This is a genomic window from Pseudoalteromonas sp. Z9A5 (genome assembly GCF_011378875.1).
Lineage (GTDB): Bacteria > Pseudomonadota > Gammaproteobacteria > Enterobacterales > Alteromonadaceae > Pseudoalteromonas.
On sequence record NZ_WTLC01000027.1, the window covers coordinates 18330 to 30060 of the forward strand.

The following is an 11731-nucleotide window of genomic DNA, read 5'->3' on the forward strand; positions in this document are numbered from 1 at the left end:
GTTCTTTTTCTGATGCAATAAACTCATGAGGCACTTCTCATTTTTTATTTTTGTGAAAAACTCCGAAAACACAAAATAGAGGAGCATATTAAAAATACTCGATTTTGAATACTCAAGCTACCCTGCTGCATCATGCACAAACAATTAAAGCCCGCGCAAAAAAATAGTCTGTATAAAAATACAGACTATTTAATCTGGGGTTAATTACTTTTAGTTAGGCTTATTATTCGACCAAGGTTACCGATACATCATCCACATAAAAGTCAGCGGTGAGTTCACTTGACTCAACATAAAGTAAAGCGGTGCTTTCCTGCGTTGTAATTGAATGTGTGTAAGTACCTGATAACTGTACCCAGTCACCTGCGTTAACGGGTGTAACAGGCGTCAACTCAAGGTATTCAGTGCTAGCATGTTCTATTTGTAGTGTTAGTTTTAAATCTGGCGAAACGGTACTGGTATCGTCAGATAATTTAACCCATGCAGATACGTTATAGGTTTTATCTGCTGTAAATAAGCCTTTTACATCCTTTTGTATCCCATTCCACGTTTCAGTTCGCCCTTGTACTAAAGCGCTATAATTACCGCTATGAGCTTGGGTTGACTCTAAGGTTATGCTTGCACTGCCACGCGCTTGCCATGAATCAAGTCCGGCTTCAAAGTCGCCATTAGTTAGCAGCTCTGATGAAGGTGCTGGTTGTACAACTTCAATTAACTCTTTTAATGCATTAGCAAATCCTTGTAAGGCAGGTTTTGCAGTAAAGTCATTAAAAAATAACAGTGGCCATTCTGTTGTCGGCTCTGGCCAGTTTTGTAACCAGCTATCCTCGTCAATTACGCCCCAAATAGTTATGCCACCGCGTTGATCTTCAGGTACAGTTTCTAGGTATGTTTTAACAATATCATAGTAATACTGCTTTTGTTCATCTGCTCTTTCACTGGTTAGGTAAGTTAGAGGAATGCCGCCTTCGTTGTTCATACGAACATCTAGCTCGGTAATTTTTACTTTAATTTTAGGGCGAATATCGACCACTTTTTGAAGATGTGCCTGAATGGTTGAAATGTCAGGGCTGTTAAGTGAAATATGAGATTGAAACCCTATACCATCAATAGGCACGCCATTGTTTTGAAAATCGTTAACCATAGATATAACGGCATCTAATTTATCAGCATTCCAAATCAGGTTGTAATCATTGTAGTATAAGTCGGCATCAGGATCGGCCGCTCTTGCTGCTTTATAGGCTAAGGGTAAAAATTCGGATCCTATATTTTCAAACCATACAGATTCGTCGGCGCTGTCGTCAGTGGTTTTTTCACCACGGTATTTACCATTTTCCATAAACGCTTCGTTAACTACATCCCAGCTAACTACGGTATCGTTATCGCCTTCTTCTTCAAAGTGAGTGGCAACTTGAGTGATGTGGTTTTCCATCATGGTTATCCACGCGGCTTTATCACCTTGAAAACTTTGCATCCAAGGCGCAATTTGCGAGTGCCACACAAAAACATGGCCATGCACAGTGAGTGAGTTGTCTTTGGCGTAGTTAACTAGCTCATCAGAATCATCGTAAAAAAATTCGCCTTGGGTTGGTTGTAAATAGGTAGGCTTCATAATATTTTCAGCCGAGAGCTGATTAAAGTGTTGTTCAATAATCGTTTTAATCTCTGGTCTATCTATTATACTGTTACCAAAACCACCCGCTGGCACAGCCACGCCAATATTAAAATTAGGTGCCAATGCTTTTAAACTTTGTGCTGTTACTTCGCTATATTGAACATCAGGTATTTCTTGTGCTGGGACATCGTCTAAAATAAAGCCTGAAAATTCGTCTAGGTATATAGACTTATTAATGTTCTCTTCTTTTGAAAAGTGAATTGCCAGCCTAATTAAAGAGTCAGCTTCGGCTGTTGCGGCTGTTAATGTTATTTTTTGCCACTCGCCTGTGAGTGTTTCTTTTACTAGGCTAAGTTGACCGTAATCTGGCGCAGGCGTTTGAATCCAAAAATCAGCACTGGTTCCCTCTTCACCTTTGGCCCAAACACTAAACTCATAATTTTTACCTCCGGTAATAGGAAGGTCTTCATAAGCTATTTCAATACCCCACGGGTTGTCACCCAATGTATTAACGCTCACCTCAACTGCTTTTGTGCCTTTGTAAGTATTAACGCCTTCTTCGGATTCTATTACTTCTATAGTAGAAGTTGCGCTTGATTCTTGTGTTGGCCTAAATACCCAATTTCCGACGGGCGTTGTTTGACCTGCAGTGTCTTCCTCTAATCCACCATTAACTATTTCAGCCGCAATTGGGGCTTCAGGCTCTGGAGTATCAGGTGCTACCACTTCCGGTATTTGTACTTCAGGTATCTGCGTATCACTTTTATTACCCCCGCACGCCACTAATAGCGACACTAAGGTCACTAATCCGGTGTTACGAAAAATCGATCTTTTCATTTTTTATTCCTTAGACTAAAGCAATAAATGAGTCGTTTTTTAACTAGATGCAATAAACGTCATTTAAGTGAATAAATATGCTCAAAGTGTTTTTTACAACACTTTCAAACTATCTATTATTCAATATGACTACAACTTACTAGTAAAAATAGACTGTCATCTATATTTATTATTGTAATATCTCTTTAATTATTAATATTCACCTTGTAAAAAACCACAAAGAGAAGCTAATAATCAATTAGTTATAGTTAAGGTTTAAATTAAATTTTTACTGTTCTATATCGTGTGTGTGAATATATCATCATTAAATTAACCTAAAACCAACACTGTTATAGTCTAATTAACAATAAGTATCAAGATTAAAATTTGTTCTACTTTTATATTTGCCTAGGTGGTTAAATCGTAAGGTGAATACTTTTATAAAAGGCATAGTGGTATCTGAACGTATAACACTTGCGTAAAATCAGGATATTTAAAATCACTAACTAGCTAAGCTAGTGAAGCGGTTGCTCATTATTTTTCTTTGTAACAACTTCAAACACAAAAAGCCGAGTATTTAAAAACACTCGGCTTTACATTTTACACATTAAATTGCTTACTGAACTACATCAGCAATTGTTTTAATAATCGGCTTAGGGTTTAAATTACGATCCCATAACAACGGGTAGTTTGTTCTGTTTGGGATTGGGTAGTCGTTTTTCCACGACATACCATCGTGTAATCCCCAAAAGGTTACGCGGTCTATCTTGTCGCGTTTTGCGTAAAACAGTTCAAACAAGGCTTTATAACGGGCGTTTAATTGCGCCTCTACGTCGCTAGGTAAGCCATTTTTGTATGGGTCGAGGTAGGTTTCAAACTCTTCTAACTGAAACTGTGGTTTCATCATATCGGTGCCGGTAATCTGCCCTTCTTTTGTTAAAGGCAGCACGTCTATATCAAGCTCGGTGATCATCACTTTTATACCCAGCGCGGCGTATGCATCGATGGCTTGTTCAATATATTGCATTTTAGGAAAATTAAGCCCCCAGTGCGCTTGTATGCCAATGCCATCGATTCGAATACCTTCTTTTTGCAACATTTTGATCATACGTATAATGCCGTCTCTTTTTTCTGGTCGCCATGCATTAAAGTCGTTGTAGTAAAGCTCGGTATTAGGTGAATACTGCTGGGCGTATTTAAACGCGGCTTTTACCATTGTATCGCCATCACCTACGCGGTTAACCCACACAGTTGGGCGATAAGAGCCGTCATCAGCAATTACTTCGTTAACTACGTCCCATGCATCTACTTTGTTTTTATAGCGCCCTGCTACCAGCTCTATGTGTTTGCGCATTTGCTCTAACTGCTCTGCTGGGGTATTTGGCTCATTTTTGCTATTTGTAAAAAACCAGTCAGGCGTTTGGTTATGCCACACTAAGGTGTGGGCTACGGTAAACATGTTATTTTGCTTGGCAAAATCTATAAACGCATCTGCACCACTAAAATCGACCTTACCTTTTTGCGGATAAATTACTTCAGCTTTCATGGCGTTTTCTAGGGTGACTGTATTAAATTGCTTAGCAATAATTGACTGCGCGGCTGCGTTTTTGCCTGTCACTATATCTTGATTTACAGCAACCCCCATTTTGAATGAGTCTGCAAAGGTGTTTTTAAGACCTTGGTCTTGTGCAGCGTTTACGCTTAATGATCCTGCAAGTAAAAGCAGGCTGAGTGTGTGTTTTTTATGCATGTGTGTGCTCCGTTGAATCGTTATTATTTTCGATAAATATCATACAACGAAAAAAATAAATGATATAGTCAAAATGACCATTAATTATAAATTAAACAAACCTGAGTAAACGTCCATGCTAAAAACACACAAAAAAACGCTAAGCTTAGTTGTATTAATGCTCTGCTTTAATAAAGCAGCGCTGGCACAACAACTTGAAAATACACCTTTGTTAAACGCTGTAAACAGCCAAAGCAATGAGCACTCACCATTAATAAAAGGCGTTAAGCCCACACTTGTTAGTGACGAGCTTTTGTTTTTAGAAGGGCCTACGTGGTCAAGCCAAGACAATGCGTTTTATTTTTCAGAAATGAACTTTGCTAGCTCGCAAGCACTTGGCCCTGATTCGACCATTTATAAATTAGTGCTGCCCAATACCCTCACCACTTATTTAAAACACAGTGGTACAAACGGCTTGTATGCCAAAGGGCAGAACCTCTATACGCTTAACCATAGTACGCAGTCGCTTTCTAAAATTAATATAAAAAGTAAAACTAATACCGTAATAGTTAGCGAGTTTGATGGGCTAAGCTTTAGCTCGCCAAACGATATGACTATGCATAAAAATGGCGATATATTTTTTACCGATCCTAACTGGCAAATAGGCGAACGCACTCAACAAATGCCTTATACTGGTGTGTATAATTTAAGCAATACAGGCGTACTTAGTTTAATTGACGCTACTCTTGAAAAGCCCAATGGTGTTGCGCTCTCGCCCGATCAACGTACCCTTTATGTTGGCGACTTTAGCAACCGCGTAAGCAAATACACTATTGATGAAAACGGTGATATTTCACCGCGCGAAGACTTTATTAAGGTAACCTCGCCCGATGGTATAAAAGTAGATTCAGCTGGCAATATTTACGTAAGCAGCCACAAAAAAGGCGTTATTAATATTTATACGCCACGCGGCTCACTTATCGATAAAATTGAACTGGGCCCTAATGTAACCAACCTTGCCTTTGGTGGTAAAAATCGCAAAACATTATTAATAACCACCGCAAAGGGCTTGTTTACGCTTGATGTAAAAGTAGCGGGTTTGGCTAACTAATTAAGTACTTATTAAAGGGAAAGTTAAGCTCACTCGTTAAGCACAAAAACCGGTGTAACTTGGTTACACCGGTTTTTTATTATTTAAGTTTTTGCTGCCTAAGCTTTTGCTACTTAGATTTTTGCTACTTAGGCACCGTTATTTTAATTAAACGTGTTGTTATAAAACTTAAAATTGCCCGATACATGCAGCATAGCTAACATATATAACGAACCATTGTAGTAGCGGTAGTTACCTGTTGGTTGTGATAAAGACCAGAAGTCATTAAAAAACTCATTTGCTTGCCCAGCGTTTGTTGAAGCAAGTAACGCTACTGCATTCGCGGCTTTTTGACCTTCACCTGCGCAGCCTTTGTTTTGCGCTCCACCGTACGAATACACTTGCTCGTAACAGTTTTTACTGTTGTTTGTTTTTGCATAACTTAAAAAGCCTAATGCTTTATTTACTGCACTTTTATGCCATGCTTGAGCACCCATTAAATGCGCGTCTAAGCCAACATTCATAATTACGCGCCATGCATCAAACTCATACCATTGACCTGGGTTTGCTTGGCCGTTAAAAATGTAGCCAATAACAGGGCTGCCATCTAAGCGCGATAAAAATGTAGGTAAGTTCCAATGCGGATTATCATTCACTTTTGTAAAATGGTTTTTAAGTAAGGTTCTACTTTTTGTAGCCACTTGTCGCCAGTAATTTTTGTCGGCTTGATTAGTCACGTTATTTGCAAAGTAGTCGTAAAACGCAGGTATATGATAAGAAGGGTCTGTTAGGTTATCAATGTAAGGTGAAAAACGGATTATTTGGTTTTGCATCAGCTTGTTTTTAATTGTGTTTAACATGGTAATGGCATCAGCATAATAATCAAATTCGCCCGAATTACCCCAACGGGCTGACGCATTAAGTAGTGCGAACGCAAAGTACTCTTCGCCATCCGGAGCGGGGCCCTCATCTACTTTATAAACAAAGCCGTTTTGATTAAGCTTTAGTTTCCACGCGTAAACGCCTTGTTTTTTTACATCAGGGTGATTGTCTGGATTTTTTTGATACGCTTTAGCAAAGCGCCATAGGTTATCAAATTCTTCTTGCTTGTAGAGCATAACAGCGGCGGTCATTCCCCACGATTGCCCTTCTGTTCTTATATCGTCGCCTTCGTCTGGGTTAATTGCTTTTATGTAGTGTGCTTTATAAACACCGTTTTCGGTGTACGGGTAGTAAAGTTGTTGAGTGTTGTTATAGCCAAACATATTGTCAAAAGTACTATTCACCTTTTGCTGTATATTTGTTTTACCCATTTCTTGTGCGAGGTTACGGTATGTCCCTGAACTGTCGGCGCCTACACTCGATGGGTTATTATTAAATGCAGCAAGTGATTGATAGCTTATTAGTGTTAACAATAAAGTTGTTATTTTAAAAAATACTTTCATGTTTATCCTCTTTATTTGAATTATATCAGCGTGCAAATTTAATATAGTCTTTTTGACCATTTGATCAAGCAATTCTCAAAATTATTTGTTTATTTTATAAACTAAGTGAAATGAGTGAGGTGTTTAAACAGTGCCTAAAATGCAAAAGGCCGCTTAAAAAAGCGGCCTTGAACGATGTAAATAAAACTAAAAAGTACATTTATGAGTTATTCATTAATTACTGCTTTTTAACCCTTTACCTGTTGCAGCCCAATAAATACCGCCATAAATATGTTCGGTTAAAAACTCACTGCTATACACCGCATTAGTATGCCCAAGAGCGGTATAAAATGAGCGGCCGCCATCGTAATTGTGATACCACGAAATAGGATGAAACGATCCCATGCCTGAGCCTGTTTTGTTATTACCCCAATCGGCAGTTGGGTTGTAAGTTTGCTCATCAACCGTGAGTAAGTAGTTTAACTTAGTGAGCTCTGGCCCAAACTCGTACCACTCGTCAGTCCAAAGCATTTCCTGCGGCATATGGCTTAAGCCAATAAAGTTAGTATTAGGCACTTTGCTTAATACACCGGTTTGAATAACAGGATGAATGTTAAAGGTGCGCCCCACCAGCTTTTGATACCACAGCCAATCGTATTCGGTGTCTGATGCGCTATGAATACCCACAAAGCCTTTACCTGCTTTTACAAATCGTTCAAGCGCGGCTTGCTCTTTTGGGTTTAAAATATCGCCTGTGGTTGATAAAAATACCACTACATCAACATTTTTTAAGTAATCGTCGTTAAAATAATGGCTTTCTTCGTGCCAAATTAAATTAAAAAAGTGCTTATCGGCTAAGCCTTCTAGCGCTTTAACGCCTTCGGTTTGCGACTTATGGTGCCACCCTGCGGTTTTTGTAAATAGCAGCACATTAAATTGCTTTTTAGGGAGGGTATCAAACCCTGTAGCATGACTTTTTTGCACTGTTGCCATACTCAGCGCCAATACAACAAAGCTTAATAGCCAACCCTTATATGCGAATCTAGGTAAAGAAAAAGACATAGTATTCCTATTTAAAATGAACAAACATATTGGCCGTTAACCGCCCTGTTTGTGGACACGGTGAAATATCGGTGGCTGTATTAAGTAAACTGGTGTGCAGCAAATACCCAGGAAACACAATAAGCCTATTTGGCTTGTAGGGTATGTGCTTGTAGCATTCAAACTCACTGTGCTGTGGGGTGCAGTAACTAGGTTTTGTGTTACTGCACTCAAGAATGTGTTGAGCATGCGTTAAATACGTGTTTTTGCGCTTTGTGCTTATTGTTTCAAACCCTGTTTTTTTATGCCTAAAAAACCCCGTTCCGCCATGCGGCCCCTCTCCAAGGTAATGAATAATGGCAATTAGGTTAGGATCGTTGGTATCAAAGTGTGGCAAGGTTTGTATTGGTGATAGCTGCTGCTCCGTTTTAGTAATTAACGATAAGGTATTATCTTTTGGGTATGGGGTAAGTGTTTGCCCAATATTAAATACGTTATAAAACCCCTGTATAAGAGGCTTTAAGTAATCAACCACACATTGCTTTGGCAGCGGCATACGTAAACCTGGGTATTGAGTGAGTTCGTCGGGTTTAAACTCTCCATTACTTTGAGCAGCACTTTGCGCTAATTTTATAAGTTTTTGCGGCTCACTAAGGTAGTCGTCAATTATAATAATTGGCGTTTGCTCTTGCCCTATAAACTCATACTCTGGCTGTAAGTTATTGCCAAGTGTTAGCATAATACTTACTTAGCCTTGCAATAATGATTAATAAAATCAATGTGACTCGGTAAGCTATTTGCTTTTTTAGCCACATGATTTTTTATTGATTCTAAAAATCGTTTAAGCTCATCATCGCTCATGCTATCTACAATGGGGTGATAATTTTGCGGCACTAGCCCTTGCCCTAACATCACTTGTAACCACGATGCTTCGCCAAATAGCTCTTGCTCTGCTTTATAAACATGCCCGCTTTGTTTAAATAGCTCAAGGCGTTTAGCGAGCGACTCTGGTATTGGCATATTTTTACAGTAACGCCAAAAGTCGCTGTCGGTGCGCTGCGTTACGTGGTAATGCAGTACAATAAAGTCGCGGATATTTTCCGCCTCAAAGCGCATTTTGTTATTAAAGTCATCTTGATAGCACGACTCAATTGCTTTGGTTGGCATGTTTTGCATTAATCTAATAATGCTTTGCTGAATTAAATGAATACTGGTTGATTCAAGCGGCTCAATAAAACCACTTGCCAAGCCAATAGCAACACAGTTTTTGTTCCAATGTTTACGCCGTGTACCGGTGCGGTATTTAATAACGCGCGGCTCATTAATAGGTTTGCCTTCTACGTTATTAAGGAGCGCTGTTTTGGCCTCATCATCGCTCATGTATTTACTACAAAACACTAAGCCATTACCACGGCGGCTTTGCAGCGGTATTTGCCACTGCCAACCACATTTATGTGCCATTGCACGCGTATATGGCACTATTGGGCTTACTAATTCGGTTTGTACTGCTACTGCGCTGTCGCACGGGAGCCAATGGCTCCAATCTTCGTATCCGGTGTGTAGCGCTTGCTCTATTAATAAACCTTTAAAGCCGGTGCAATCTATAAATAAATCGCCCTCAATAATTTGCCCGTCACCTAAAGTAAGCGATTTTATAAAGCCATTATTGGGCTCTAAGTTAACTTTGCTTATCATGCCTTCTATACGTTTAGCGCCGTTTTGCTCTGCAAAATTTCGTAAAAACTTAGCGTACAAACCGGCATCTAACTGATAAGCATGGTTACGGTCTTGATTCGGCACTACGGCAAATTTACCCAAGCGACTTGCTACGTGCTCTGTGCAATAATCACCAATATCGGCTGCTACACCTTGTTGCATACCTTTTAGCCAAAAGTGCTGAAAACCTGCAGCCCAACAACCTTGCCCCACATAACCAAATGAGTGAAAGTAGCTTTGCTGGTTTTGTTTCCAGCCCTCAAACGATATGCCTAATTTAAACGTGGCGTTAGTGGCTGCCATAAATTCTGATTCACTAATTTTTAGTAAATCATGAAATATATGCAGCGTAGGAATAGTTGACTCCCCGACCCCTACGGTAGGTATTAAATCGGATTCAACCAAGCATATTTCAATATTTTTACCTAGCAGCTTTGCCATTGCAGCGCTGCACATCCAACCAGCGGTGCCGCCACCTGCTATTACTATTTTTTTAATTGCATTTTGATTCATAATTCAAACCTTACAAGTACGCTTAGCGTCTTAATTTATTTTGTAATTCGGCTCTTAATTTACGCGCTGTTAGCTCATCCATTGGCTTTGTTAAAATAGCCTGTGCGGGCTCTGGTATGTGGGTAAATTCGTTATCAGCAAATACATAGTAATTAAACAAGCGTTGCCATGCTGCTCGCTCATGTTTTGGTAAATTACGTATGTTTAAAATAGCAAGGTGCAACGCATTAGTAGGCTGCCCATACACCGCAGGCGTATTTTTAAACCAATAATTAAACAGTATATTTAAACTGCCAAGCCCCTCTACTTGGTGCCACCACATGCTGGGTAATATAAGGGCATCGCCGGCTTCAAGATCAACGGTAATTGCCGCTTTTATTGCCTGCTCAAACTTAGGGTATTGCGTGAAGTTGGGCGCAGTTGTGGTGGTTAAGCTTATTGGCTGACCACCGGGTGCCTTATCAAGCGGGCCTATGTATAAATTATCTATTTGATCGGGGGAAAATAAAGTAAAACGCCTTTTACCTGCAACACAACATGCTAAATTTTGCGCTACGTCGTAATGTGCTGGTACGGTAACTTTTCCGCCTGCCCATACATTAAATAAACAGCCTTCGCTTAATGCGTTAACATGGCAGTGTTTAACCAAAGCAGGTAAGCACTGTGCAATGCTGGTAGAGCCAATGTATAAAGTGTCGGCTTGTGGGCTATTTGCACTTTGCGTTATTTGCTCAAGCGCATTAATAAATGCAGCTTGCTGATTAGTAAAATTAAAACCGCTCATATCGGGGTTATACCCTACAACCCCGCTTTGACTGGCGGGTATTGTGCAAGTATTAACTAAAAAACCTTCGTAAAACGGCGTTAAATAATCAATCGCTGCACTGTCTGACTTTTTAGCAGCAATAACTAAGGGCCAATCGCTTACAAACCCTTTTAGTACAATAGGCACAGGCGAGTTTAAAAGCTCCTTGGGTAACGTCCTGGGAGTTAAGCCACTCAGCGTTTGGATATTATTTGCTAAATTTTCCATAGCTAAGTACTTACACAGCGTGCTTTTGTAGCATAAGTTGCTCGTTTTTAAGCGCCACTAAATCACGCACATGTACTTGCGATGCAATGATCATGTATATACACGCTAAATATCCTTGCGAATGCAGCTGTGTAATTGCATCGCTACTTAGCTGGTTAAGCGACTCTTCGTTTATGGTATAAAAACCAAGTAAGTTATGTTTAAGCCCGTTTACTAAATCAAGCTCTAGCGATACCGATTCAAGCAAACCATGTTTAATTAAGGTTTTAATAAAGGGCTGGTTTTGTTGTAGGCCGTGATGAAGGCTGTCGAGCACGTTTATTATATTTTCGAGGTAATCACTATTCCCGCCGTGTTCTAAAAATAAGTTAATACCCTGCTTTGTTGACACTTTTGGCGAGTCTAAATCAATACTAAGCATGCGCTCTTGCGTTGCTACACCGTTTTGCATTGTATTTTGAGTCGCAATAGCAAAAGGCAGTCGCTGCATGCTGAGCGGAATGTAGTGTGCTTGCCATTGTTGGTTTACTAAAAATAAGTTTTCGTCTTTGTTTATGCCGTATAAACACACCGGCGAAAATGTATTTGTTGTATCGTCTTTGGTAAAAAATATTGGGTAATGTGCTTGAGCGACTCTAAATTCACTCACAAATGTTTCGCTGTACCAAACCCCGTCACCTAGGTGTGTGCTGCGTGCAGGGTTTATTTTTAAATGCTGATGTTCAACATTATTTAATAATGCATGATTGGCCATGGA

At 39.7% G+C, this 11731-nt stretch carries 9 protein-coding genes; 1 reads left to right on the forward strand and 8 read right to left on the reverse strand.

What is annotated here, in order from left to right; genetic code table 11:
* Positions 1-223: 223 nt before the first annotated feature.
* Both GQR56_RS14030 and GQR56_RS14035 read right to left on the reverse strand, forming a co-directional pair.
* Complete coding sequence (locus tag GQR56_RS14030) at positions 224-2449, reverse strand: endo-1,4-beta-xylanase (RefSeq protein ID WP_166112526.1); 2226 nt, start codon at positions 2447-2449, stop codon at positions 224-226.
* A 595-nt stretch (positions 2450-3044) separates the two neighbouring features.
* Positions 3045-4178 carry an endo-1,4-beta-xylanase gene (locus GQR56_RS14035; RefSeq protein ID WP_166112529.1) on the reverse strand — a complete coding sequence of 378 codons (1134 nt, stop codon included), beginning with the start codon at positions 4176-4178 and terminating at the stop codon, positions 3045-3047.
* Positions 4179-4293: 115 nt separating this feature from the next.
* Here GQR56_RS14035 and GQR56_RS14040 point away from each other — a divergent pair, with 115 nt between their 5' ends.
* Complete coding sequence (locus GQR56_RS14040) at positions 4294-5268, forward strand: SMP-30/gluconolactonase/LRE family protein (RefSeq protein ID WP_166112532.1); 975 nt, start codon at positions 4294-4296, stop codon at positions 5266-5268.
* 143 nt (positions 5269-5411) lie between these two features.
* Here the strand turns inward: GQR56_RS14040 and GQR56_RS14045 are convergent, their stop codons facing one another.
* The 6 genes from GQR56_RS14045 to GQR56_RS14070 all read right to left on the reverse strand — a co-directional run bounded on the left by GQR56_RS14045 (position 5412) and on the right by GQR56_RS14070 (position 11728).
* Positions 5412-6692, reverse strand: coding sequence for a glycosyl hydrolase family 8 (locus tag GQR56_RS14045; RefSeq protein ID WP_166112535.1), 1281 nt, complete (start codon positions 6690-6692; stop codon positions 5412-5414).
* A gap of 213 nt (positions 6693-6905) precedes the next feature.
* Positions 6906-7733, reverse strand: coding sequence for a ThuA domain-containing protein (locus tag GQR56_RS14050; protein WP_166112538.1), 828 nt, complete (start codon positions 7731-7733; stop codon positions 6906-6908).
* A 7-nt stretch (positions 7734-7740) separates the two neighbouring features.
* Positions 7741-8451 (reverse strand): DUF6445 family protein, encoded by a 711-nt coding sequence (locus GQR56_RS14055; RefSeq protein WP_166112541.1) that lies wholly within the window; start codon positions 8449-8451, stop codon positions 7741-7743.
* A 5-nt stretch (positions 8452-8456) separates the two neighbouring features.
* Positions 8457-9941: a tryptophan halogenase family protein gene (locus GQR56_RS14060; RefSeq protein WP_165727807.1), complete on the reverse strand. Its 1485-nt coding sequence runs from the start codon at positions 9939-9941 to the stop codon at positions 8457-8459.
* A gap of 22 nt (positions 9942-9963) precedes the next feature.
* Positions 9964-10974: a cupin-like domain-containing protein gene (locus GQR56_RS14065; RefSeq protein ID WP_166112544.1), complete on the reverse strand. Its 1011-nt coding sequence runs from the start codon at positions 10972-10974 to the stop codon at positions 9964-9966.
* A 10-nt stretch (positions 10975-10984) separates the two neighbouring features.
* Complete coding sequence (locus GQR56_RS14070) at positions 10985-11728, reverse strand: SapC family protein (protein WP_166112547.1); 744 nt, start codon at positions 11726-11728, stop codon at positions 10985-10987.
* Positions 11729-11731 lie beyond the last annotated feature (3 nt).

What these genes read in the sequence shown, in the direction of transcription:
- GQR56_RS14050 (WP_166112538.1), bottom strand. Translation starts at nt 7,733, where the DNA reads ATGTCTTTTTCTTTACCTAGATTCGCATATAAGGGTTGGCTATTAAGC.
- GQR56_RS14065 (WP_166112544.1), bottom strand. Translation starts at nt 10,974, where the DNA reads ATGGAAAATTTAGCAAATAATATCCAAACGCTGAGTGGCTTAACTCCC.
- GQR56_RS14040 (WP_166112532.1), top strand. Translation starts at nt 4,294, where the DNA reads ATGCTAAAAACACACAAAAAAACGCTAAGCTTAGTTGTATTAATGCTC.
- GQR56_RS14055 (WP_166112541.1), bottom strand. Translation starts at nt 8,451, where the DNA reads ATGCTAACACTTGGCAATAACTTACAGCCAGAGTATGAGTTTATAGGG.
- GQR56_RS14045 (WP_166112535.1), bottom strand. Translation starts at nt 6,692, where the DNA reads ATGAAAGTATTTTTTAAAATAACAACTTTATTGTTAACACTAATAAGC.
- GQR56_RS14035 (WP_166112529.1), bottom strand. Translation starts at nt 4,178, where the DNA reads ATGCATAAAAAACACACACTCAGCCTGCTTTTACTTGCAGGATCATTA.
- GQR56_RS14070 (WP_166112547.1), bottom strand. Translation starts at nt 11,728, where the DNA reads ATGGCCAATCATGCATTATTAAATAATGTTGAACATCAGCATTTAAAA.
- GQR56_RS14030 (WP_166112526.1), bottom strand. Translation starts at nt 2,449, where the DNA reads ATGAAAAGATCGATTTTTCGTAACACCGGATTAGTGACCTTAGTGTCG.
- GQR56_RS14060 (WP_165727807.1), bottom strand. Translation starts at nt 9,941, where the DNA reads ATGAATCAAAATGCAATTAAAAAAATAGTAATAGCAGGTGGCGGCACC.